The organism is Aeribacillus sp. FSL K6-8394, assembly GCF_038008865.1.
In the GTDB taxonomy this organism is placed as follows: domain Bacteria; phylum Bacillota; class Bacilli; order Bacillales; family Aeribacillaceae; genus Aeribacillus; species Aeribacillus composti.
In genome coordinates this window covers 1,356,885-1,380,177 of the sequence record NZ_JBBPAA010000001.1, presented here as the reverse complement: position 1 = coordinate 1,380,177, position 23,293 = coordinate 1,356,885, and the positions used below count along the sequence as shown (strand labels likewise).

25 protein-coding genes and 1 pseudogene are annotated in these 23,293 nt (G+C 39.6%); 25 read left to right on the top strand and 1 reads right to left on the bottom strand.

The genetic code is table 11. The features are described 5' to 3' along the window. Nucleotides 1-102: 102 nt before the first annotated feature. Nucleotides 103-786: pseudogene (locus tag NSR00_RS06445) on the bottom strand (CotH kinase family protein); the annotation flags it as partial. A gap of 724 nt (nucleotides 787-1,510) precedes the next feature. On the opposite strand from NSR00_RS06445, the gene hbs reads away from it, so the two are divergent. The 25 genes from hbs to NSR00_RS06320 all read left to right on the top strand — a co-directional run bounded on the left by hbs (nucleotide 1,511) and on the right by NSR00_RS06320 (nucleotide 23,291). Then, entirely contained in the window at nucleotides 1,511-1,789 is a 279-nt protein-coding gene (hbs, locus tag NSR00_RS06440; protein ID WP_063388591.1) for a non-specific DNA-binding protein Hbs, read from the top strand. Between the two features lie 216 nt (nucleotides 1,790-2,005). After that, nucleotides 2,006-2,572, top strand: coding sequence for a GTP cyclohydrolase I FolE (gene folE, locus NSR00_RS06435; RefSeq protein WP_063388590.1), 567 nt, complete (start codon nucleotides 2,006-2,008; stop codon nucleotides 2,570-2,572). A 17-nt stretch (nucleotides 2,573-2,589) separates the two neighbouring features. After that, nucleotides 2,590-2,817: a trp RNA-binding attenuation protein MtrB gene (gene mtrB / locus NSR00_RS06430; protein WP_063388589.1), complete on the top strand. Its 228-nt coding sequence runs from the start codon at nucleotides 2,590-2,592 to the stop codon at nucleotides 2,815-2,817. A 113-nt stretch (nucleotides 2,818-2,930) separates the two neighbouring features. Beyond that, complete coding sequence (locus tag NSR00_RS06425; RefSeq protein WP_158640198.1) at nucleotides 2,931-3,707, top strand: heptaprenyl diphosphate synthase component 1; 777 nt, start codon at nucleotides 2,931-2,933, stop codon at nucleotides 3,705-3,707. Between the two features lie 3 nt (nucleotides 3,708-3,710). Then, on the top strand, nucleotides 3,711-4,436 hold the full coding sequence (locus tag NSR00_RS06420) for a demethylmenaquinone methyltransferase (RefSeq protein WP_063388587.1): 726 nt from the start codon (nucleotides 3,711-3,713) through the stop codon (nucleotides 4,434-4,436). Then, nucleotides 4,437-5,399, top strand: a complete 963-nt coding sequence (gene hepT / locus NSR00_RS06415; protein ID WP_063388586.1) for a heptaprenyl diphosphate synthase component II — start codon at nucleotides 4,437-4,439, stop codon at nucleotides 5,397-5,399. An 84-nt stretch (nucleotides 5,400-5,483) separates the two neighbouring features. Then, nucleotides 5,484-5,930, top strand: coding sequence for a nucleoside-diphosphate kinase (gene ndk / locus NSR00_RS06410; RefSeq protein WP_063388585.1), 447 nt, complete (start codon nucleotides 5,484-5,486; stop codon nucleotides 5,928-5,930). 68 nt (nucleotides 5,931-5,998) lie between these two features. Next, a complete protein-coding gene (locus NSR00_RS06405; protein ID WP_063388584.1) occupies nucleotides 5,999-6,775 on the top strand; it encodes a CheR family methyltransferase in 777 nt (258 codons plus the stop codon). Between the two features lie 105 nt (nucleotides 6,776-6,880). After that, on the top strand, nucleotides 6,881-8,053 hold the full coding sequence (gene aroC, locus NSR00_RS06400) for a chorismate synthase (protein ID WP_063388583.1): 1,173 nt from the start codon (nucleotides 6,881-6,883) through the stop codon (nucleotides 8,051-8,053). After that, nucleotides 8,054-9,148 (top strand): 3-dehydroquinate synthase, encoded by a 1,095-nt coding sequence (gene aroB, locus NSR00_RS06395; protein WP_144598136.1) that lies wholly within the window; start codon nucleotides 8,054-8,056, stop codon nucleotides 9,146-9,148. Continuing rightward, nucleotides 9,145-9,510, top strand: a complete 366-nt coding sequence (gene aroH, locus NSR00_RS06390) for a chorismate mutase (RefSeq protein ID WP_063388656.1) — start codon at nucleotides 9,145-9,147, stop codon at nucleotides 9,508-9,510. The genes aroB and aroH overlap by 4 nt, the downstream gene beginning before the upstream one ends. Nucleotides 9,511-9,747: 237 nt before the next feature. Then, nucleotides 9,748-11,262 carry an anthranilate synthase component I gene (trpE, locus tag NSR00_RS06385; protein WP_066251940.1) on the top strand — a complete coding sequence of 505 codons (1,515 nt, stop codon included), beginning with the start codon at nucleotides 9,748-9,750 and terminating at the stop codon, nucleotides 11,260-11,262. After that, nucleotides 11,259-12,275: an anthranilate phosphoribosyltransferase gene (gene trpD, locus NSR00_RS06380; RefSeq protein ID WP_063388580.1), complete on the top strand. Its 1,017-nt coding sequence runs from the start codon at nucleotides 11,259-11,261 to the stop codon at nucleotides 12,273-12,275. The genes trpE and trpD overlap by 4 nt, the downstream gene beginning before the upstream one ends. Then, nucleotides 12,268-13,035: an indole-3-glycerol phosphate synthase TrpC gene (trpC, locus tag NSR00_RS06375; protein ID WP_327873672.1), complete on the top strand. Its 768-nt coding sequence runs from the start codon at nucleotides 12,268-12,270 to the stop codon at nucleotides 13,033-13,035. The genes trpD and trpC overlap by 8 nt, the downstream gene beginning before the upstream one ends. Further along, complete coding sequence (locus tag NSR00_RS06370) at nucleotides 13,032-13,670, top strand: phosphoribosylanthranilate isomerase (protein WP_117016815.1); 639 nt, start codon at nucleotides 13,032-13,034, stop codon at nucleotides 13,668-13,670. The genes trpC and NSR00_RS06370 overlap by 4 nt, the downstream gene beginning before the upstream one ends. Continuing rightward, nucleotides 13,670-14,866 carry a tryptophan synthase subunit beta gene (gene trpB, locus NSR00_RS06365; RefSeq protein ID WP_412674490.1) on the top strand — a complete coding sequence of 399 codons (1,197 nt, stop codon included), beginning with the start codon at nucleotides 13,670-13,672 and terminating at the stop codon, nucleotides 14,864-14,866. The genes NSR00_RS06370 and trpB overlap by 1 nt, the downstream gene beginning before the upstream one ends. Continuing rightward, nucleotides 14,856-15,650 (top strand): tryptophan synthase subunit alpha, encoded by a 795-nt coding sequence (gene trpA / locus NSR00_RS06360; protein ID WP_445659559.1) that lies wholly within the window; start codon nucleotides 14,856-14,858, stop codon nucleotides 15,648-15,650. The genes trpB and trpA overlap by 11 nt, the downstream gene beginning before the upstream one ends. Before the next feature lie 21 nt (nucleotides 15,651-15,671). Beyond that, a complete protein-coding gene (gene hisC / locus NSR00_RS06355) occupies nucleotides 15,672-16,754 on the top strand; it encodes a histidinol-phosphate transaminase (RefSeq protein ID WP_066251925.1) in 1,083 nt (360 codons plus the stop codon). A gap of 55 nt (nucleotides 16,755-16,809) precedes the next feature. Continuing rightward, nucleotides 16,810-17,910, top strand: a complete 1,101-nt coding sequence (locus NSR00_RS06350; RefSeq protein WP_063388575.1) for a prephenate dehydrogenase — start codon at nucleotides 16,810-16,812, stop codon at nucleotides 17,908-17,910. 16 nt (nucleotides 17,911-17,926) lie between these two features. After that, entirely contained in the window at nucleotides 17,927-19,222 is a 1,296-nt protein-coding gene (aroA, locus tag NSR00_RS06345) for a 3-phosphoshikimate 1-carboxyvinyltransferase (protein WP_340787701.1), read from the top strand. A gap of 75 nt (nucleotides 19,223-19,297) precedes the next feature. Then, complete coding sequence (locus tag NSR00_RS06340; RefSeq protein ID WP_340787699.1) at nucleotides 19,298-20,209, top strand: hypothetical protein; 912 nt, start codon at nucleotides 19,298-19,300, stop codon at nucleotides 20,207-20,209. A gap of 21 nt (nucleotides 20,210-20,230) precedes the next feature. Continuing rightward, nucleotides 20,231-21,496: a tetratricopeptide repeat protein gene (locus NSR00_RS06335; protein WP_340787697.1), complete on the top strand. Its 1,266-nt coding sequence runs from the start codon at nucleotides 20,231-20,233 to the stop codon at nucleotides 21,494-21,496. 72 nt (nucleotides 21,497-21,568) lie between these two features. Next, the gene (locus tag NSR00_RS06330; RefSeq protein ID WP_340787694.1) at nucleotides 21,569-22,111 is read left to right on the top strand and encodes a ReoY family proteolytic degradation factor; all 543 of its coding nucleotides are present in this window, start codon (nucleotides 21,569-21,571) and stop codon (nucleotides 22,109-22,111) included. An 83-nt stretch (nucleotides 22,112-22,194) separates the two neighbouring features. After that, nucleotides 22,195-22,638 carry a YpiF family protein gene (locus NSR00_RS06325; RefSeq protein ID WP_063388570.1) on the top strand — a complete coding sequence of 148 codons (444 nt, stop codon included), beginning with the start codon at nucleotides 22,195-22,197 and terminating at the stop codon, nucleotides 22,636-22,638. A gap of 140 nt (nucleotides 22,639-22,778) precedes the next feature. Further along, a complete protein-coding gene (locus tag NSR00_RS06320) occupies nucleotides 22,779-23,291 on the top strand; it encodes a QcrA and Rieske domain-containing protein (protein ID WP_063388569.1) in 513 nt (170 codons plus the stop codon). Nucleotides 23,292-23,293 lie beyond the last annotated feature (2 nt).

Below are 23,293 nucleotides of genomic sequence, written 5' to 3'. Positions count from 1 at the left end.
ATACAGGTCAATTATTTTATACGTTCAAAATGGGAGAAAGCAACAGAACATTTACCTAATTCATGAAAAATAAGCGATCGTCTATTTGCGTCGTTCAGCTTGCTAAAACATTAAATGTGAAGCGATAAATGGATTTCTTTTCGAGATAAAATAGAGAATTTGTGAAGGCTGTTGATTAAATTCGTCAAGGGTATATTGGAAATAAGGATCTTTGCTAATAAACTTTTTCACTTGTTCATAATAACCGTATACAGCATCTATCAAATTTTTTACCGAAAATTGATGTTGTATAGTGTCATATAAAAGTTGTTGGTAAAGTTTTTTATACTTTTGGACGTCTAGCAGCCTTGCCGTTAAAGTGTTAAATCCTTCTACCCGAACATAGTCATGTCGCATTTTTTCTCCGTTGACATCAATTCCCCATGTCGCATCGTAATCCCAGGGAATAATATGAAAACGGCTTGTTTCTCCATGTAAGTAAAGTGCGTAATTGTGAACAAAACCATCGTAATTTTGTGTGCAAATTACACCTGTCAGCCATTTTAAATATTGCTCCACGTCTAAATATTGTTCAATTTCTTCAGAAAATTGGGACGAAGTGCTTGTATTAACAAAATAAATAAATTGTTCGAGCTTGCTAAAATCGTCATTTTCCCCGTATTTTAGCTCATATCCTTTTTTTACCTTTTGGTCTAAATCACTGTATAACGAAAAATTAGCATCACCATCTATTGCATAAAAAATTGGGCCTTTAGGCAGTTTTCTTTTTGCTAAAAAATCTTCATTGACGGATTCAAGGAAATTTTCTCCAAGCCTTTTTCCATTTGATCCCTCTTTTTACTGTTTTTCATTTAAATAGTATGAATGTGGATAAAACATGCCACTGTTGGTAAACGCACATTTTTTTAACGATTTAAAGGTCCAAACGAATTAATGTAAAGACACATATGCTATACAAAATAAAAGGGGAGGGCAGAATAGTGATTTCCGAAAAAGTGATTAAAGAAGCATTTCATAGGGGGGGAAGAAAAAGGGTTGAAACATTTTTATTTCCAAGAACCTGAAGGAAGAAGAAGATCGGATAAAACAAGCGGGAGCCGGGATTTTAAACATACGAAAAGAAAAAAAATTCGGCGCTTTGAAAACGGAAATATGTGGGAGATGCGTTTTTAAATGATGGAAGGGTTGACTGCTCATGCAGTCTCCCCCTATTGTTTTGGCGAACTTTTTGCCAAATCGATTGAAAAATGACTGAAATTAATAGAATTGTGCTTGATTCTGCCATTATTGTTATGATAATCTTTTTACAGAAATTCTTCTCTCATAAGGATGAATCATCCTTTGCAACCAATTTGAAAATGAAAAACTGTTGAAATGAAATATTGTTTCATTTATGATAAGCTAGTCACCAACTTCTTGTTGTTGCATGTATAGAATTCTTAAAAGCTGTGAAGAAATGTATAATAGCTGGATTTTCATGAAACTTTTTTGGGAGGAGGTGAAACATTAAATGAACAAAACAGAATTAATCAACGCTGTAGCAGAAGCTAGCGAATTATCCAAAAAGGATGCAACGAAAGCTGTAGATGCTGTTTTCGATACAATTTTAGAATCTTTGAAAAAAGGTGACAAAGTTCAACTCATCGGTTTTGGAAACTTTGAAGTGCGTGAGCGTTCAGCGCGCAAAGGTCGCAATCCTCAAACTGGTGAAGAAATTGAAATTCCGGCAAGCAAAGTGCCTGCGTTTAAACCAGGCAAAGCTCTTAAAGATGCAGTTGCTGGCAAGTAATGAAATGAACGCACACAATTAAGAAATGAGTAGCGACTACATATGCTCGCTGCATTTCTTCACAGAATAAGCCCCTTTTTGGGGCTTTTCCTATTTAGGCGAGATTGTTCAGAAAAGTTTTCTGTTCTATTTGCGGGAAAGGAAGCTTCATTTTGCTTTTTTTTCATTAATTGTGCTAGAATCGGTATGAATGAATGACAATAGGAGGAGCCGAGTATGCCAAAAATTAATAAAGAGCAAATAGAACAGGCAGTACGTTTAATTATAGAAGCTATAGGGGAGGATCCTAATAGGGAAGGATTGGCTGATACACCTAAGCGGGTTGCCAATATGTATGAGGAAATTTTTTCAGGTATAGATCAGGATCCTAAAGAATATTTTCAAACCGTATTTGAAGAGGATCATGAAGAGCTTGTTTTAGTAAAGGATATTCAATTTTTTTCAATGTGCGAACACCATCTAGTTCCTTTTTTCGGTAAAGTACATATTGCATACATACCAAAAGGCGGCAAAGTGACTGGACTAAGCAAACTAGCCCGCGCTGTTGAAGCGGTTGTAAAAAAACCACAGCTGCAAGAACGGATTACATCAACGATTGCCGACAGCATAGTCGAATCATTGGATCCTCACGGTGTGATGGTTGTTGTTGAAGCGGAGCATATGTGCATGACAATGCGCGGAGTGAAAAAGCCTGGATCAATCACTGTAACGTCAGCAGTCAGAGGATGTTTTTTGAATGATGCTGCGGCAAGAAGCGAAGTGCTGTCATTAATAAAAAAATAAACGGTAGGTGTTGATAGATGAATCCGAATCAAAATGATTATGTGGTTATTAAAGCAATTGAAGATGGCGTCAATGTGATTGGTTTGACAAGAGGTTCCGATACTAGGTTCCACCATTCCGAAAAGCTTGATAAAGGAGAAGTAATGATTGCTCAATTTACGGAACACACTTCTGCCATTAAAATTCGCGGCAAGGCGCTTATTCAAACAAGCTATGGAGAGATTGAGAGCGGCGAGAGAAAATAAGCAGGATTTCTGCTTTTACTTTTTCGACAAAGCCTAATGAAAAAATGTGGTTATGATATAATAAAATTTGTAAATGTTAGTATAGAGATATATGGGGGACAAGGGTGATAATGATGGAAATCTATCAAAAGCTGGAGCAAATAAAACGTTCGCTAGACCAATATTTTTCACATCCTGTGCTTAAACAATATATTCAAAAGCCTGTAATTGATGAAGACAAGCTGCTATTGTTTTACGCGCTTTTTGAAGAAGCGGAAATAGCAGATGAAAAGAAGGAAAAATATGTTGTGACCGCCATGCTTGTTCAATCAGCCCTTGATACCCATGATTTAGTAACGACAACGGAATGTGAAAATAAGAAGCTTTTTGTTGAAAGACAATTAAATGTCATTGCAGGTGATTATTTCAGCGGACTATATTATTTTATTCTTTCTGAAATTCAAGACTTGAAAATGGTTCGTGCGCTTGCAACCGCGATTAAAGAAATTAATGAGCATAAAATTCGTCTTTACGACCGAAGCTGCCAGTCGATTGAAGCAATAGTCGAAAGCATCGTCATTGTGGAAACCGCGTTATTTCAACGGATCGGAGAGCATTTTCAAATTGAGACGTGGCCGGAAATTTCCAAAACATATTTAACATATAAACGTTTATGTGAAGAAAAACATAAATACGATAAAAATAGCCAGTCCGTTTTAACACAATTTCAAAAGAAATCTAAAAGCCCGATTGATTTAGTTGGAACTTTCATAGAATGCTGCAATCATTATTTCTGGGAAATTAATAAACTGTTGGAAAAAAGTCTGAAATATTCGCCTGCCGTAAAACAATTTATTATGAACCGAATTCATGTATTACGGTTTTCGCATATGATAGTGGAGGAAGGTTAAAAAATGCAGCAATCGAAAGAAGAACGTGTGCACCGCGTATTTGAAAAAATTTATAAAAATTATGACCGGATGAATTCTGTGATCAGCTTTAATCGTCATATTGCATGGCGAAAAGAAACGATGCGGAGAATGAATGTGAAAAAAGGTTCCTACGCACTCGATGTTTGCTGCGGAACGGGGGACTGGACGCTTGCGCTCGGGGAAGCAGTCGGGCAAAACGGAAAGGTCATAGGACTTGATTTTAGCCAAAATATGTTAAGCATCGGTGAGGAAAAGGCAAAGGAAAGACAATTTTCCAATATTTCATTTATTCACGGCAATGCGATGGATTTGCCGTTTCCTGAAAACGAGTTTGATTATGTGACCATCGGGTTTGGCCTCAGAAATGTTCCTGATTATATGCAGGTTCTATCGGAAATGTACCGCGTATTGAAACCCGGAGGAATGGTAGTTTGTTTGGAGACATCACAGCCGACCTTGATTGGCTTCAAACAGCTTTACTATTTTTATTTTCGCTTTATCATGCCTTTATTCGGCAAGATATTTGCTAAAAGCTATGAAGAATATTCTTGGCTGCAGGAGTCCGCGCGTCAATTTCCTGGCATGAAAGAGCTGAAAAAAATGTTCGAGCAAACTGGTTTTATAAATGTAGAAGTGAAGCCATTTACAGGCGGTGTTGCAGCAATGCACTTAGGTTATAAACCGAAATTGGAAACAAAGGTGAAATAAATGAAGTTAAAATCATTCTATTCCTTTTTAACAAAAGACCTTGAAGTGATTGAAAATGAATTGCTGTCTTCCGTACAAACAAAAGATCCGTTAATACGTGAAGCCGGGATTCATCTTCTTCAAGCAGGGGGAAAACGGATTCGCCCTGTTTTTGTATTGTTGTCAGGAATGTTCGGAGATTATAACATTGACCGTATGAAACCGGTTGCCGTCGCTTTAGAGCTGATTCACAGCGCCTCATTGGTACACGATGACGTCATCGACAATGCTGAGCTGCGAAGAGGAAAACCAACAGTTAATGCAAAATGGGACAATCGCATTGCCATGTATGTTGGAGATTACTTATTCGCACGGGCTCTTGAAATCATAACAGAGCTGGACGAGCCGCTTATTCACCGAGTTCTTTCGAAAGCTCTTGTTGAACTCTGTTTAGGAGAAATCGAACAAATCAACGATAAATACAATTTTGATCAGTCTTATCGGACGTATGTCAAACGAATTAAAAGAAAAACAGCTTTATTAATTGCTGTCAGCTGCCAATTGGGCGCTCTTGCCTCCGGCGCTCCAGAATCCGTTTGTAAAAAGCTTTATTTGTACGGTTATTATGTTGGAATTTCGTATCAAATTATTGACGATCTTTTAGATTTTACCTCTACGGAAGAAGAGCTTGGAAAACCAGTTGGGAGCGATTTACTTCAAGGAAACATTACCCTTCCTGTTTTGTTTGCCATGCAAAATGAAGAATTAAGAAAAAAAATTGTCAAAATCAATAATCAAACAACTGCTGAAGAAATCAAGCCGATTATTTATGAAATTAAAAAATCAAGAGCAATCGAACAGTCAATGAATATTAGTGACCGCTATTTGCAGAAGAGCTTTCATCAATTGGAAGGCCTCAAGCACGGGAAAGCGCGAACTTCGCTATACAATATTGCCAAATATATTGGAAAAAGGAAATTTTAGTTTGCGTAACCGCTTTAATAATGATACTATTTTCTTGTGGATTTTGTACTTATACATAAAGAAATTTTCGAGGTGGATGTGTTGATGGAAAAGACGTTTTTAATGGTAAAGCCTGATGGTGTACAACGGCAGCTGATTGGACAAATCGTTTCAAGATTTGAGCAAAAAGGGCTGAAGCTTATCGGTGCAAAATTAATGAAAATCTCTGAAGAATTGGCCCAGCAGCATTATGGAGAACATAAAGAAAAACCTTTTTTCAATGAACTCGTTCAATTCATCACTTCAGGACCGGTTTTTGCAATGGTTTGGGAAGGCGAAAATGCAATCGAAATTGCCCGTCAAATGATGGGAAAAACCAATCCAAAGGATGCCCTTTCTGGAACAATTCGCGGCGATTTTGGTTTAACAGTAGGGAAGAATGTAATTCACGGTTCTGATTCACCTGAAAGCGCTGAGCGGGAAATTCAATTGTTTTTTAAAGCTGAAGAGCTTGTAGAATATGACCGTGAAATTGATGCATGGATCTATTAACATCTGACCCTAATCAAACAATGGTTTGATTAGGGTTTTCTACATTACATTCGGGGGAAGATCGGAAAGTGACAGATAAGGACTATGTTGCATTTATCGAAAAGATAAAAAGAAAAAGTGGGATTGACCTGTCGTTATATAAAGAGACTCAAATGAAAAGAAGATTAAAATCATTGTATGAAAAAAAAGGCTTTCAATCCTTTCACGAGTTTTTTTTAGCGATGGAAAAGGATAAATGTTTATACAATCTGTTTTTAGATCGGATGACTATTAATGTTTCTGAATTTTTTCGCAACTATCAGCGTTGGAACATCCTTGAAAAAAAATTGCTTCCGCGTTTGCTGAATGGTAAAAAACATATAAAGGTTTGGAGCGCTGCCTGCTCAACGGGAGAAGAACCTTACACAATTGCAATGATTTTAGCACAAAATTCGCTATTGAAAGACTCATATATATTAGCCACAGATATAGATGAACAAGCGATTAAAACAGCACAAATTGGAATTTATCCGGAAAGATCGCTAAAAGAAGTACCTCTTGAATATAAAACTAATTATTTTCAGCAAGAAGGCTCTTTCTATCATGTAAAAGAAGACATTAAACGCTCGGTTACTTTTAGAAAGCATAATTTGCTGTCAGACCGCTTTGAAACAGATTTTGATTTGATCGTATGCCGAAACGTTCTCATTTATTTTACTGAGTCTGCGAAAAAAGAGCTTTATGAAAAATTCAGCAACTCACTTAGACGAAACGGGATTTTATTTGTTGGCAGCACAGAGCAAATTTTCACTCCGGAAAAATATGGATTAAAAACGATCGAAACGTTTTTTTATACACGATTGTAGCAATAGCAAAGATCTTTCTATTCAAACAAAAAATCTTATGGTATAGTTACGTAAAAGCATAAAAGCGTAAAAGCGTTAAAGTGTTATGGGAAGGAGTTTGCTAGTATGAGATATTTGACAGCAGGGGAATCTCACGGCCCGCAATTAACGACGATTATAGAAGGAGTTCCGGCAGGGCTTCCTCTAACGAAAGAAGACATCAATATTGAGCTTGCAAGAAGACAGAAAGGCTATGGCCGCGGTCGAAGAATGCAAATCGAAAAAGACCAGGTGCAAATTCTAGGCGGAGTGCGCCATGGCGAAACGCTAGGATCACCAATAGCGCTAGTTGTAGAAAATAAAGACTTTGCCCATTGGACGAAAATTATGGGGGCAGAGCCGATTTCCGAATCGGAGAAAGCGGAAATGAAACGAAAAATTACGAGACCTCGCCCAGGCCATGCCGACTTAGTCGGGGCGATCAAATACGGACATCGTGATATGCGCAACGTGCTTGAACGCTCTTCTGCCCGGGAAACAACTGTCAGGGTGGCAGCAGGAGCTGTTGCGAAGAAAATTTTGTCTGAACTCGGCATTCAAGTGGCAGGACATGTCATTGAAATTGGCGGTGTCCGTGCGCAAAAATTGGACTATTCGACGCTTGCTGAGTTGAAGGAAAAGACAGAGAACTCACCTGTGCGTTGTTTAGATGAAAATGCGGCTCAGCAAATGATGAAGGCGATCGACGAAGCAAAAGAAAAGGGTGATTCCATCGGCGGCATTGTTGAGGTGATTGTTGAAGGAATGCCGCCTGGTGTCGGCAGCTATGTTCATTGGGACAAAAAGCTGGATGCCAAAATAGCGCAAGCGATCGTAAGCATCAACGCGTTTAAAGGGGTTGAATTCGGCTTGGGATTTGAAGCGGGACGGAGTTTTGGCAGCGAAGTTCATGATGAAATCCTTTGGAGCGAAGAGAAAGGATACTATCGCAAAACAAACAATCTGGGAGGCTTTGAGGGCGGCATGACGACCGGCATGCCCATCGTCGTCAGAGGAGTCATGAAGCCAATTCCAACACTGTACAAACCTTTGCAAAGCGTTGACATTGATACGAAAGAGCCTTTTTTGGCGAGCATTGAACGATCGGACAGCTGCGCAGTCCCGGCTGCAAGTGTTGTGGCGGAGGCAGTTGTTGCATGGGAAGTAGCCAAAGCGATCGTTGAACAGTTTGGTCTTGATCGCATTGACCTTATTCGGGAAAATATCGAACGTATGAAACAATATGCGAGGGAATTTTAAATGGAACAGATGATGATTCAAACGAAAAGTCGCCCGTATCCAGTTTTTTTAGGAGACGGAATTATCGATAATGTCGGAGAATGGCTTCTGTCTGTTTGCAATAATCCTTCGAAAATTTTGATCATTACTGATCAAACAGTCAAGGATCTGTATGGCGGAAAATTAGAGTCGGTATTAAAAGCATTTGATTTGGACGTATTGACATGTGTTGTTCCGAGCGGCGAACAGTCTAAATCATTTGAAACGTACTATAAATGCTTGACCTTTGCTTTAGAAAACAATCTGGACAGAGAATCCGTGATCATTGCTTTTGGCGGCGGTGTAGTGGGTGATTTAGCAGGCTTTGTAGCTGCAACATTTATGAGAGGAATTCCGTTCATTCAAGTGCCGACGACCCTTTTGGCTCATGACAGTGCTGTCGGGGGAAAGGTGGCCATTAACCATCCGCTCGGAAAAAATATGATCGGGGCTTTTCATCAGCCTCATGCCATTATTTATGATACACAGTTTTTAAAAACACTGCCTCTTCTAGAAATCCGCTCAGGATTTGCGGAAGTGGTGAAGCACGGCTTCATCAATGATCGTTCATTTGTTGAAAATTTAATGAAAACGATCCATTCGTTGAATCATGTAACAAGCGAACAGCTGCAATGGTTTATACGAAAGGGAATTGAAGTGAAAGCAGAAATTGTCGCTGAAGATGAAAGAGAAACGGGAAAAAGGGCGTTTTTAAACTTCGGTCATACTCTCGGCCATGCGCTCGAAGCGGAGTTAGGTTACGGGAAGATTTCCCACGGAGATGCCGTTGCATGCGGCATGCTGTTTGCTCTATGGCTGAGTGAAAAGATGTTCCGCAAAGATTTTCAATATAAATCGATCAAAAATTGGTTTAACGAAATCGGCTTTCCTGTCAAAATCGATGAAACCATTCAAACCGAATCGCTTCTTGAACGAATGAAAAAAGACAAAAAAACGGTACATAGCCAGATTCGTTTTGTGCTTCTCGAGGATATCGGCAATCCGGTACTTAAGACGTTTGACACGCATACATTATATTCATTTCTTAATGAGTGGAGAACGGAGGGATGCGTTTGATAAGAGGTGTTAGAGGGGCCATCACCGTTTCGGAAAATAATGAAGAACAGATTGTAGAAAGCACGGAGAGGCTCTTAAGGGAGATGATTCGATTAAACAACATTGCCCCTGAACAAGTAGCTTCCGTGTTTATTTCGGCGACAAATGATTTAAATGCCTGCTTCCCTGCAAAAGCATTAAGAAATATTGAAGGCTGGAAATATGTTCCTGTGACATGCATGCAGGAAATAGCCGTTGAAGGCGCCCTTGAGAAATGCGTAAGGGTGATGATGCATATTAATACAGAAGCCGCCCAAAACGATATTTGCCATGTTTATTTAGAGAAGGCAAAAATTTTACGACCGGATCTTGTTGACAAATAATGCTGTATCCGATAATATGGCGAATAAGAAAGTTTTTATATGACCTGAAATGAGCTGAGTTTAGTTAAGGGTAGTTGAGAATGAGTCGAGGAAGTAATAGATGAGTGGTTTAGGAAGATAGATTGATCGACTGCCCAAAAACGTAATGTTTTTGGGCATTTTTATTATCAATTTCATCCCTCAAAAACGATCCTCTATGACTCATTCTCCAAATACTTTGGAGGAGTGAGTACTTCAATGGCAACAACCTTTCAAGATTTTTTGCAGGATTGCCGCAAATATAAGACGGTTCCCATTATCGAGCAATATCATGTCGATATGCTGACACCTATCCAAATATTTCAAACGCTGCAAACCGATGCTTGTTATATTTTAGAAAGCAATGACAGCGAGTCGAACTGGTCCAACTACTCGTTTATCGGTCTTGAGCCGATGTATTTTATCAAGGAAGAAAATGGAACGTTCCAGCTGCAAAATCGAAAACAGATGGTCATGGACAAAGATGTTTCGTTATCAGCATTGTTTCATAGAATGACGATAAGCTTCAATGTAAAAAAAGTGGCGATCGATGTGCCGTTTTCAGGCGGAGCTGTCGGAAAAATCGATTATGATGCGGTCAGCCTATTTGAAAAAATTCCAGCTCATCGTCATGCTGACAGAACCCATTCTGTATGTGAACTGGTCATTTGCCAAACGGTCATTGCATATAGCCACAGGGAAAAACTGCTGACATTTATTCATTACAGAGAGCTAGAAGGAAACGAAAGCGAACAAGAGCTGAAGCAAATATTTGAGGCGGGAAAGGAACGCATTTTTCAATATCGCAATGAATTAAAAAACGTCAAGCCGGAAGGAAATATTTTCATCCCGTCAAACAAAGAACCGGTTTCTTTCGCCGGATTTGAATCGAATTATACAAAAGAACAATTTTTGCATCATGTTGAAAAAATGAAGGAATATATTCGTTCTGGCGATATATTTCAAGGAGTTCTTTCGCAGCGCTTTGAAAAACAAGTATCGGTAACCGGTCTGCAATTATATCGAATTTTAAGAATTATCAATCCTTCCCCTTATTTATTTTATATAAAACTATCAAACCAAGAGCTTATCGGCAGTTCACCGGAAAGATTGATTCATGTTCGCGACGATTATGTTGAAATTCATCCTATTGCCGGCACGAGAAAGCGGGGCAAAACAAAGGAAGAAGATAGAAGACTCGTTCGCCAATTGCTGCAGGATGAAAAAGAACTAGCGGAGCATTATATGCTTGTTGATTTAGCAAGAAATGATATCGGCCGAGTTGCTGAATACGGGACGGTCAAAACACCTGTACTTCTGGATGCAGCTTATTTTTCACATGTTATCCATCTCATTTCAAAAGTGAGAGGAAAATTGAGAAAAAGCATTCATCCGATTGATGCGTTAATTTCGGCTTTTCCTGCCGGAACCGTTTCAGGCGCCCCAAAAATACGCGCGATGGAAATTATTCATGAGCTGGAGCCGACTGCCAGGGGGAGCTATGCGGGGGCTGTTGCATACATCAGCTTCGATGGAAGCATTGATTCATGCATCACAATTCGGACGATCACGCTGAGCAATCAGAAGGCATATGTCCAGGCGGGGGCTGGGATCGTTGCCGATTCTGTTCCTTTAAAAGAATGGGAAGAAACAAGAAACAAAGCGAGTGCGCTCATTCAAACGATCGAATTAGCAGAACAATTGTTTTTAGAAAAAGGGAGGAAGAGGGCATGAAGCATATATTGGAGAAGTGCATTAATGGTGAGACTCTTTCAGCATCTGAAGCAGAAGATATTATGAAAAAAATCATGGAAGGAAAGGTTCCGGACAGTCAAATTGCCAGTCTCATCACTATTTTACGATTTCGCGGCGAAACGGTCGAAGAGATGACGGGATTTGTGAAAGCGATGAAGGAAAATATGACTCAGCTTGAAGGATTTGAAAATGCAGTTGATACTTGCGGAACGGGCGGAGATGGAGCATCAACTTTTAACATTTCAACCGCATCTGCCATTGTTGCTTCATCGTTGGGAGTGAAAGTCGCAAAACACGGAAACCGCGCTGTTTCTTCAAGAAGCGGCAGCGCTGATGTGCTCGAATGTTTAAACATCCCAATCCAAACAACGCCTGAAGAAGCAAGAAGAAGCCTGGAAGAAACGAATATGAGCTTCTTGTTTGCTCCTCTCTATCATTCATCGATGAAGCATGTTGCCAAAGCAAGAAAAGAAGTGGGATTCCGAACGATTTTTAATTTGCTCGGGCCGCTGGCTAATCCGGCCAATACAAAACGACAAGTGCTTGGCGTTTCATCATTGGAGCATGCGGAGAAAATGGCTGAAACATTAAAACATTTTCGTTCAGAGCATGTGCTGTTAGTATCAGGAAGGGACGGATTGGATGAAATTTCGATCAGTGATGAAACGGATGTCGTAGAACTAAAAGATGGGAACATAACAAAATATACGATTTCTCCGGAGCAATTTGGAATGAATCGAGGGAAGCTTGAAGAAATACAAGTCTCAGATGCTAAAGAAAGTGCTAAAATGATAGAGGAAGTACTGAAAAATAAAGGAAATGAAAGCGTGAAGAACATTGTAGCATTAAATTCGGCTGCAGCTCTGTACGTAGCAGGAAAAGCAAAAAACATTTCTGAAGGGGTACAGATGGCTTTAACAGCCATAAAAGACGGGACCGCCTATCAGCAATTAAAGAGATTGGCCATCCGAAAGGAAGAGAGCTATGCTTGATACGATCATAAGAGTTAAAGAACAAGAAGTGAAAGAACTTGATTTGACACAATTAGACCAAAAAACATTCGAAAAAAGATCATTTTTCGATGCTCTTCAAAACCCGAACCGTTTTCTTGGGCTCATTGCGGAAGTGAAGAAGGCATCGCCGTCCAAAGGTGTCATTCGTGAAGATTTCGATCCTGTCGATATTGCAAAAAAATATGAGAGAGGGAAGGCAGACTGCTTATCTGTTTTAACCGATCAAAAGTTTTTTCAAGGGTCAACCGCATTTTTGTCTGAAATTAAAGAAAAGGTGAAACTTCCTGTTTTGCGCAAAGATTTTATTATCGATAAAAAGCAAGTGTATGAATCGAAATGGATCGGAGCGGATGCCATTTTGTTAATCGGGGAGGCTCTTCCGCCCAAAAAATTAAAGGAGCTTTGGGATGAAGCGGTCAGCTTAGAGCTGGATGTGCTGGTGGAGGTCCATTCTGTCGAGACTCTTGAAAGAATACTAGACATATTTGTACCGAATATATTAGGGGTGAACAACAGGGATTTAACAACCTTTCATACGGATATTCATCATCTGGAAACGATTCAAAAATATGTGCCGAAAGATATTTTATTGATCAGTGAAAGCGGCATAAGCACGATGGCAGATTTGCAAACGGTGTATGAATATGGAGCAAAAGGCGTGCTTGTCGGGGAGGCGCTCATGCGGAAAAAAGATCCGGAACAAGGAATTTATGAGCTGTTTAAGGAGAGTGTAAAGTGAGACTCGTCAAAATTTGCGGCAACCGCACATTTGAAGATACAGCCGTTTCCATCAATCAAGGAGCCGATTATATCGGCTTTATCTTTTCCTCTGAAAGCAGACGGCAGGTGAAGGCAAATGATGTCGGCAGGTGGATGGAAGCTTTTCCAAAAGAAATGCGTCCAAAACTAGTAGGCGTATTTGTTCATCCGACGATTCAATTTTTAGAGGATGTGCTAGCAGCGGTCGAATTAGACTGCATACAGCTGCATGGCGATGAAGATGAAGAATTTGTAAAACAGGTAAAGGAAAAGTTCGGTCTTTCTGTTTGGAAAGCTCTTCCTCATCATGAACATGTGATAGAGGAAATGGAAAAATTTTCGCGTTGGGTGGATGGATATGTGATTGACAGCCGTGTGAAAGGAATGTGGGGCGGAACAGGCGTTGCTTTTGACTGGTCAAATGTGTCTGATTATATAATATGGGCGAAAAATCACCGGAAGCTTTGTTTTATTGCGGGCGGCATTACACCTGAAAACATAACAGAGCTGCTTGAAAAAGGCGCTGAAAACATTGATGTTGCAAGCGGTGTTGAAACAAATGAAAAAAAAGATGTCGAAAAAATAGCAAAATTAATAGAGAAGGTGAAAGGCTGATGAAATATCCTGATGAATATGGCAGATTTGGAGAATTTGGAGGAAAATATGTACCAGAAACGTTAATGAAGCCGTTGTATGAATTAGAAGAAGCATTAAAGGATGCATTAAGTGATTCTTCTTTTCAACAGCAATATCATCAAATGCTGCAAAAATATTCCGGCAGACCGACCGCTTTAACATTTGCAGACCAATTAACAAAACATGTCGGGGGAGCAAACATTTTTTTAAAACGGGAGGATCTCAACCATACTGGTGCCCATAAGATCAATAATGCCATTGGTCAAGCGCTTCTTTCGAAAAGAATGGGAAAAAAGAAGCTTATTGCTGAAACAGGTGCCGGACAGCACGGTGTAGCATCAGCAACTGTCGCTGCGAAATTTGGCATGGACTGCAAAGTATTTATGGGAGAAGAAGACATCGATAGACAGCGCCTCAACGTTTTTCGGATGCAGCTGCTAGGTGCTGAAGTAGTGCCTGTTACAAGCGGAAATAAAACATTAAAAGACGCTGTGAATGAGGCGATCCGATATTGGGTTCAGCATTGTGAAGACCATTTTTATTTAATGGGCTCAGCTGTCGGTCCGCATCCATATCCGATGATGGTAAGAGAATTCCAGCGGATCATTGGAGATGAAGCGAAAGAGCAGTTTTTCAACGAGTTTGGCAAGCTGCCGGATGTTGTCATAGCTTGTGTGGGCGGAGGAAGCAATGCGATCGGGATGTTTACACCGTTTTTAGAAGAAGATGTAAAGCTTATTGGAGTGGAGGCAGGAGGAAAAGGAGTGGAAACGGGTGAACATGCGGCAACAATTACAAAGGGGACGAAAGGCGTTATTCACGGTTCGATGACGTACTTATTGCAAAATCAATACGGTGAAATTATTGAGCCTTATTCGATTTCTGCCGGCCTCGATTATCCGGGTGTCGGTCCGGAGCATGCTTATTTAGCAAAAATAGGGCGTGTCGTTTATGAATCTGTTACAGATGAAGAGGCGATTGCAGCACTCGAAACATTGGCGAAAACAGAAGGAATATTAGCCGCAATTGAATCTGCTCATGCCGTTGCAAAAGGAATTGAAGTAGCAAAAACTTTATCAAATGAACAGTCAATTTTAATTTGTTTGTCCGGACGGGGCGATAAAGATGTTCACACTTTGATGAAAACGAAAGGGGGAGTTGAAAATGGTTTCTAACAAAAGCATGTTTCAACAGTTTGACAAGCTTTTTATTCCTTTTATTACAGCTGGAGATCCGAATGAAGAGTTGACCATTGATCTCGCCCTTACTTTAGAAAAATGCGGGGCGTCAGCCATTGAGCTTGGCGTTCCCTATTCGGACCCGCTTGCTGACGGCCCCGTTATTCAACAGGCATCCATCCGGGCAAGAAGAAATGGAATGAATATTGAAAAGGCGATGGAATTAGCATATAAAATGAAAGAAAGAGGTTTAAAAATTCCGATCATTCTCTTTACTTATTTCAATCCTGTGCTACAATTAGGAGAAAAATACTTTTTTACTTTAATGGAGAAAAATCGATTAGAAGGACTTCTCATTCCTGATCTCCCGTTCGAAGAAAGCGGATGGATGCGAAAAAAATGTGACGAGCATGGGATTTATTTTATCTCTATGGTTGCTCCCACTTCCTACAATCGAATAAAAAAAATTGCTGAAAACGCCGCAGGATTTTTATATTGTGTTTCATCTCTCGGGGTGACGGGTGAGCGCCAATCATTTGATGAGCGCGTTTCTGATTTTATCTCTCATGTAAAGAAGTATGCGGAAGTTCCGGTGGCTGTCGGGTTCGGCATTTCGTCGAATGAGCATGTAAAAAAATTTTTCAAAATAAGTGACGGCGTCGTTGTGGGCAGTGCGATTGTTAGACAAATTGAAAAGCTTATTCCGCTTCTCACAAATGCGAATACAAAACAGAGCGGGTTACAGGAATTTGAAAGGTTTATTAACGGTTTGCTCCATTAGGGGATGAAAGAGGTGTTAAGGTTGGAGGTAAAAGAACAGTTAAAGTCGCTGAAACCATACGAACCTGGAAAACCAATTGAACAAGTAAAAGAACAGTTTGGTCTAACAAAGGTGATCAAGCTTGCATCAAACGAAAACCCGTACGGTTGTTCTGATAAAGTGAAACAAGCGATACAAGAAGAGCTTGAATCTCTTGCGATCTATCCTGACGGCTATAGTGCAGAGCTGCGAAAACAGGTGGCAAAGCATGTTGGCGTAAAAGAAAATCAGCTCATTTTCGGAAACGGATCAGATAATATTATACAAATTCTGTCACGTTCACTTTTGAGCGAAGGCTTCAATACCGTAATGGCGTCACCGTCATTTTCCCAATATCGGCATAATGCGGTGATCGAAAATGCCGAAATTCGCGAAATTGAACTTGTAGATGGGCGGCACAATTTGGATAAAATGGCAGACTCTATTGATTCCAAAACAAAAATTGTATGGTTATGCAATCCGAATAACCCTACAGGAGTTTACATAAGTGAAGAAGAGCTTATTAATTTTTTAAACAAAGTGCCGAAGGATGTCCTTGTCGTATCTGATGAAGCGTATTACGAATATGTGACGGCGGAAGATTATCCGAATTCAGTCGCCTTATTGGATCAATTTCCAAATCTATTAATTTTACGGACGTTCTCAAAAGCATACGGCCTAGCTGCACTCCGAGTAGGATATGGAATTGGAAATGAAGAACTCATCCGCTTAATTGAGCCAGCAAGGGAACCTTTTAATACAAATCGTCTTGGACAAAAGGCTGCTATTGCAGCGCTAAACGATCAAACTTTTATCGAAACCTGCAAAAAATTGAACCGGGAAGGGCTCAAACAATACTATGATTTTTGTGAACAATTTGGTCTTGAGTACTTCCCTTCGCAAACGAACTTTATTTTAATAGATTTTCAAAGGGATGCGGATGAGCTTTTTCAACAGCTGCTTGAAAAAGGATTCATCGTCCGGTCAGGAAAAGCTCTCGGATTTCCGACATCGCTGAGAATTACTGTCGGAACAGAAGAGGAAAATGAAGCACTGATTCAAACTTTAAAGGAACTACTTTCCTAAAAGAGGTGAACGCTCACCTCTTTTTTTACCAAAAAGCAGAAACAGGTGGTTTTTTGTGGAAAAAGTTTTTATCATTGGTCTTGGCTTAATCGGCGGATCGATTTCGCGTGCAATTAAGAAAGAACATCCATCGGTTCAATTGGTTGGATATGATATAAAAAATGATCAAGTGCAAATGGCAAAAAAATTGGGAATCATTGATCAATCAGCGGAATCTATTAAGGAAGGCGCTGAATCAGCGGACGTTATTATTATTTCAACTCCCGTTGAACAAACATTGAACGTTTTAACGTTTTTGGGAGAGCTAAGCTTGAAAGAAGGAGTCATTATCACTGATGTCGGCAGCACAAAGAAAAAAATTGTCGATCATGCGAGCTTTTCTTTGCCGAAAACAGTAACATTTATTGGCGGTCACCCAATGGCGGGCTCACATAAATCAGGCGTTGCGGCAGCGAAAACTCATTTATTTGAAAATGCGTTTTATATTTTAACGCCTGGCAGCAACGAACGTCCGGAAAAAATAGAACAATTAAAAAAGCTTTTAAAGGGAACAAAAGCGCAATTTATTGTCATGACACCTGAAGAACATGATTCCATTACCGGGGTCATTAGCCATTTTCCGCATTTAATCGCGGCAAGCCTCGTCCATCAGGCAGAAAAGAAAGAAGAAATGTTTCCAATTATTAAGCGGCTTGCGGCCGGAGGATTTCGCGACATTACCCGAATTGCGTCAAGCAACCCGGTTATGTGGCGCGATATTATTGTTCACAACCATGATGTATTAATCGAGTTATTTGATGAATGGATTCAAGAAATGAAGCAAATTAAACAATTCATTGAGAAGCTCGATAAAGAACAGCTTTATACATATTTTGAAAAAGCGAAGACATATCGAGACGGATTGCCTGAAAGGGAAAAAGGAGCCATTCCGTCCTTTTATGACCTTTATGTCGATGTTCCGGATTATCCGGGTGTTATTTCTGAAATTACCGGTTATTTAGCAAAAGAGGAAATTAGCATAACAAATATTCGAATTTTAGAAACGCGTGAAGAAATTTTTGGTGTTTTGCGCATCAGCTTTCAGTCGGATGAAGACCGGATGAAGGCGAAACAATGCATTGATCGCTACACGAATTATGAAACATATATACTGTAGTTGGGGTGATACAGATATGAATCAAGGGCTTGTCTTGACAAAAAAACATTTGCTGAATGGAACTATTGAAGTTCCCGGCGATAAATCGATCTCCCATAGGGCGGTTATGTTTGGGGCAATTGCGGAAGGAAAAACAACTATTCAAAACTTTTTAACTGGAGAGGATTGCTTAAGCACCATTTCATGCTTTAAAGAGATGGGGGTGTCGATCAAACAGGAAGGAACGAATGTAACAATTGAAGGGAAAGGATTTTCCGGACTGAAAGAACCTGTTAACATTTTAAATGTTGGGAACTCAGGCACCACGACAAGATTAATGCTGGGCATTTTAGCGGGACGTCCTTTTCATGCATGCATTATTGGGGATGAGTCAATTGCGAAAAGACCGATGGATCGTGTAACAGCTCCTTTAAGACAAATGGGAGCTCATATTGATGGACGGAATAACGGATCTTTTACCCCGTTGTCTTTGCGCGGCGGGAATTTAAAGAGCATTTATTACAAATCCCCAGTAGCGAGTGCTCAAGTGAAGTCATCGATTTTGCTTGCAGGTCTTCAAGCAGATGGAACCACAACAGTTGAGGAGCCGTATCAATCAAGAGATCATACGGAACGTCTTTTGTCAGCCTTTGGCGTCCATGTGAAAAAACAAAATTTGACCGTTTCGGTAGAGGGAGGACAAACATTAAAAGGCGCCAATATTTATGTGCCTGGTGACATTTCTTCCGCTGCTTTTTTCCTTGTTGCGGGAGCCATTGTTCCGGACAGTTCGATCAGGCTGAAAAATGTCGGCATTAACCCAACAAGAACAGGGATTTTAGATGTTTTAGAAAATATGGGTGCAGAAATCGAGATTATACCGACATTAGATTCTGCCGAACCGATGGCTGATATATCGATCAGGACATCAGAGTTAAAAGGAATCGAAATTTCAGGAGAGCTGATTCCGAGACTGATTGATGAAATTCCGATCATTGCCCTTCTTGCGACACAGGCTGAAGGAACGACAGTTATTAAAGACGCCGAAGAATTAAAGGTAAAAGAAACAAATAGAATTGATACAGTTGTCGGCGAGCTGAAAAAGCTTGGCGCGGATATTGAAGCTACAAACGATGGAATGATCATTTGCGGAAAAACAAAGCTGAAAGGAGGAACGAATGTTTCCAGCCATGGAGATCACCGCATCGGCATGATGCTCGCGATTGCCAGCACTATTTGTGAAGAACCTGTGGCATTAATGCAGCACGAGGCAGTCAGTGTATCCTATCCTGCTTTTTTTGACCATTTGAATTTGCTTTCCAAAACCATCTGAGTTTGTCAGATGGTTTTTGTCATATTTTTATCAACCTTTTCATAGCTTGTCTAAAAAAGCTATTGAGGTGGGAAAATGGCATATATTATTGATCAAATTCGTTTAATGGAAGACAATCAAATTGTGACGCGCTCAATACTCGTTGACGGAAATCAGTTTCGTTTTAAAGAAAAGCAATTAGATCAGTTTCGATTTATGAAAATGGACGGATCGTCCTATTTCATGACACCGGGCTTTGTCATGCTTGATCAAAACATTCAATATTTAGACCAAAGCCATTCATTCAAATTATATGTGAAGAATTTGATCCAAAAAGGCTGCACTTTTTTAATTGCTGCTGTTGATTTGCCGTTTGAAAGACAATGGGATGAAAAGAAAAAACATATTCGCAAAGTGATGATGAATTCGCCGATCGATTATGCGATCGCTGCAAAAATCCCAATCGAACGGCTGACCCCTTCAATCATCAGAATGCTAAAAAGAGAAAAAATTACTGTGATTATCGTGGAAATTAAGCAGATTGCTGAGCTTGATGATGTTCCATGGGAATGGATTCGTGAGACTTTATTTCCAAAGCAAACTCCAATTTTTCCCCATTTTTCTTCAGAAGATCAATCCATCTTCCATCAGTTGAAAAGCAAATGGCGGCAAATTGTAAAAAAATATAAATTGCCATCATTGGAAGAATGTCCTGAAAACGGTGTCCCACTTACGAAAGAAGCATTAATGAAAATTGGTCTTTATCCGATTCGCGGCGAAATTTTATGCGGAAGCAATGTTGATTATAATTTATTTTGGATGATCGATTTAGTTGAAGAAAATAATTATCTAGATTATTATAATCATAACCCAGAAGTGATCGTTCACAACGGAAGCGTTTTGAAAGCAGGAGAACAAATATTTTATAAACCAGGGTTCGGAAAAGAAGTGCAACTGAATGCACCAGGACGCTTCAATATGTATTCGCAGCCAATAAACAAGTACTGAATTTAGAAGGGGAGTTTTAGGTTGAATAAAAAAATGAGCGAAGCCGTTCAATTGGTTGAAAGCGGCCAAGTGGAAAAAGGATTGAAAAAACTTTCATCCATTGAAAAAGAGTTAAATGATGAAGAAAAGTTTGAGCTTGCGGAAAAATATTTTCAATGGGGCAGGACAGATGAAGCGCTAAAAATAGCCGAGGAACTGTCGCAGTTATACCCTGATGAATCTGCCATCACTCTTTTTTTGGCGGAAATATACATTGAGCTTGACGATGAAGAAAAAGCGATTGATCTGCTGAATGAAATTGATCAAGAGGATGAATCATATCCGCAAGCCCTTCTTCTTATGGCTGATTTGTATCAATTGCAAGGCTTATATGAAGTCAGCGAACAAAAGCTGAAGGAAGCAAAGAGAAGGTTGCCTGAAGAGAAAGTAATTGATTTCGCATTAGCCGAGCATTATTTTCATCTCGGAAAATATCGTCAAGCAATCGACTTTTATAGAGTAGTCCTAGAGGAATTTGAAAATATAATGAATGTAAATATTCATAAACGAATAGGCGAGTCTTTATCTGCTTGCGGTGAATTTGAAGAAGCCCTTGCTTATTTTGAGAAAGCGGTGGAAGAAGAGGATTTGGACACATATTTCGCTTATGGGATGACAGCTTTAAATGCAGGCCAGACAAAAACAGCGATTGCACAATTTGAACGAATAAAGGAATTGGACACTACCTACCACTCACTATATTTATATTTGGCCAAAAGCTATGAACAGGAAGGGATGGTGGAAAAAAGTTTTCAAATTGTTCAAGAAGGTTTACAGGAGGATCCATTTAATAAAGAGCTTTATTTATTCGGCGGAAAAATTGCCTTAAAGCTCAAAGATGTAGACAATTCAGTAAAATTGTTAAAAAAAGCGCTGGAGCTGGATCCGGGTTATATAGAAGCAATCATAACACTTTCAGGAGTTTTGTTAAACCAAGGCAAATATATGGAAACGATTGAGATGTTGACGGAAATCGTGGAAAGACATGAAGAATATGATCCTCATTTTGACTTCAATTTAGCGATCGCTTATCATCGCACCGAACAGTACGAAAAGGCATTAAAGCATTATGAAAGTGCATATAATAATTTTAAAACAGACCCGGAATTTTTGGAGAATTACGCTTATTTTCTGCTTGAAGAAGGGGAGCGGGCAAAGGCTAGGAAGCTTTTTGAAAAAGCGCTGGAGCTTGATCCAGGCAACATTGAATATGAAAATATGCTGCTCGAATTGGAGGACAATTTTTAGGCGGAATTGGAAGGAATTCAACGCAACTATGTTGAATTTTTGAATTAGATGGAAAGCAGAGGAGGGTTAAAGATGAAAGCCCCTGTTTCTGTTAACGAGAAGAAAGAATTTATTCGCTGGTTTTTAAATCATTATCAGTTGAAAAGACGGGAATGCGTATGGATATTAAATTATTTAATGAGCCATGATTCATTAATGGAAAACGTCCACTTTGTAGAGCATGCCAAATTTTGTCCGAGGGGAATGGTCATGTCCACCCACTGTGTGGACGATGTTCCGTTTAGATTTTATAAAGAAAATGTGATGACAACAGATGCAGAAAAGTCTTTTCACGATATTCGCTTGAATAAAGATGAAGACTTGTATATCCAGTTAAACTTTCGCGCTCAATACCGTTCCCCGGAATATGCTGCCGTTTTAGTTGAAAATCCATATTTGCCTAAAGATATGCAAAGAAATGAGAAAGACCGGCTGCTTGCGGAAAAAATTTTGGAGGAGTCAATTAAAAAATTTCAAAAAGAAAAACTCCTCCGCTTAATTGATGAAGCGTTGGATGCTCACGATGAAGAGACGTTTCGAAAGCTTGTAAAACAATTGAACAATTTAGGATGTTAGGCAATGTGTACAGCATTGCTTTTTTATTTTGCTTATCAGTTTTATAATGAGTAAGGAAAAATAAAAAATAGGGGCTGAAATCAGTGAAATGGCAAATGGTTGATATCGATTCTTTTCTTCAATCAAGGGAGTACGTTGATACTGCAGTTGTTCCTATCCTATCGGTATCTTTTGATGAGGAACTGAAAAGAAGTGCGTCAAAAGCAGATTTTATTACAATTGTTTCACAGGAGCTTGAACGGCAGTTAAAGGGGCGGATCATGCTGTTGCCTCCGTTTGTTTCTTTAAAAAATGACGACATTGATTTGGATAAACTGTTAAAAAAGTGGAAAGATACGATTAAACAGCATTTTCAGCATGTAATTTTTTTAACATGTGAAGAAAGATGGCGCAAAGAAGGTGATGAATTTATATGGATTCCGTCAATCCCAATAGAACATATGGATCAGGATGTAAAGCGAAAGGTTGTTCAGGACCAAATCGAACAAATTATGAACATTTTATTACAATATTGGAATCGAACCTAAAAACCCTTTCAATCCCTTGTTTCTAACGATATGATTATATTGACCTTCTACAAAGATTGATATATCATGAGTATGTCCTAGTTTTATATGTTTCTGTATATGTCCATTATGGACTAGCTTGAGATAGAGGGGGGAAAAAGATGAGCGAGAATAAACACCGTGTTTCAAGACGTCAATTTTTAAACTATACGCTAACGGGTGTAGGCGGCTTTATGGCTGCGGGCATGCTCATGCCGATGGTTCGTTTCGCTGTAGATCCTGTATTGCAGCCGAAAGCAGCTGGAGAATTTGTTAATACAAATGTAAAGGAATCAGACATTAAAGAAGAACCGACACGCGTTGACTTTACCATTAAACAGAAGGACGCGTGGCATGAAGCTGAAGAGCCAAAATCCGCGTGGGTTTATAAAAATGAAAAAGGAGAAATTGTTGCACTTTCTCCAATTTGTAAACACCTTGGCTGCACAGTAAACTGGAACGGGGATAAATCAAACCCTAACATGTTCTTCTGTCCTTGCCACGGAGGATTGTATGAGAAAAACGGCGACAATGTCCCTGGAACACCGCCTTCTGCTCCGCTGGATGAATATGAGTACAAAATTCAAGATGGATTTTTATATTTAGGAAAAGCTAAACCAAGAGGGGGGGCGTAATA

Bases quoted from the DNA above. Each gene is read 5' to 3' on its own strand.
- hbs (WP_063388591.1), top strand. From the start codon at position 1,511: ATGAACAAAACAGAATTAATCAACGCTGTAGCAGAAGCTAGCGAATTA.
- folE (WP_063388590.1), top strand. From the start codon at position 2,006: ATGCCAAAAATTAATAAAGAGCAAATAGAACAGGCAGTACGTTTAATT.
- mtrB (WP_063388589.1), top strand. From the start codon at position 2,590: ATGAATCCGAATCAAAATGATTATGTGGTTATTAAAGCAATTGAAGAT.
- NSR00_RS06425 (WP_158640198.1), top strand. From the start codon at position 2,931: ATGGAAATCTATCAAAAGCTGGAGCAAATAAAACGTTCGCTAGACCAA.
- NSR00_RS06420 (WP_063388587.1), top strand. From the start codon at position 3,711: ATGCAGCAATCGAAAGAAGAACGTGTGCACCGCGTATTTGAAAAAATT.
- hepT (WP_063388586.1), top strand. From the start codon at position 4,437: ATGAAGTTAAAATCATTCTATTCCTTTTTAACAAAAGACCTTGAAGTG.
- ndk (WP_063388585.1), top strand. From the start codon at position 5,484: ATGGAAAAGACGTTTTTAATGGTAAAGCCTGATGGTGTACAACGGCAG.
- aroC (WP_063388583.1), top strand. From the start codon at position 6,881: ATGAGATATTTGACAGCAGGGGAATCTCACGGCCCGCAATTAACGACG.
- aroB (WP_144598136.1), top strand. From the start codon at position 8,054: ATGGAACAGATGATGATTCAAACGAAAAGTCGCCCGTATCCAGTTTTT.
- trpE (WP_066251940.1), top strand. From the start codon at position 9,748: ATGGCAACAACCTTTCAAGATTTTTTGCAGGATTGCCGCAAATATAAG.
- trpD (WP_063388580.1), top strand. From the start codon at position 11,259: ATGAAGCATATATTGGAGAAGTGCATTAATGGTGAGACTCTTTCAGCA.
- trpC (WP_327873672.1), top strand. From the start codon at position 12,268: ATGCTTGATACGATCATAAGAGTTAAAGAACAAGAAGTGAAAGAACTT.
- trpB (WP_412674490.1), top strand. From the start codon at position 13,670: ATGAAATATCCTGATGAATATGGCAGATTTGGAGAATTTGGAGGAAAA.
- trpA (WP_445659559.1), top strand. From the start codon at position 14,856: ATGGTTTCTAACAAAAGCATGTTTCAACAGTTTGACAAGCTTTTTATT.
- aroA (WP_340787701.1), top strand. From the start codon at position 17,927: ATGAATCAAGGGCTTGTCTTGACAAAAAAACATTTGCTGAATGGAACT.
- NSR00_RS06340 (WP_340787699.1), top strand. From the start codon at position 19,298: ATGGCATATATTATTGATCAAATTCGTTTAATGGAAGACAATCAAATT.
- NSR00_RS06330 (WP_340787694.1), top strand. From the start codon at position 21,569: ATGAAAGCCCCTGTTTCTGTTAACGAGAAGAAAGAATTTATTCGCTGG.
- NSR00_RS06320 (WP_063388569.1), top strand. From the start codon at position 22,779: ATGAGCGAGAATAAACACCGTGTTTCAAGACGTCAATTTTTAAACTAT.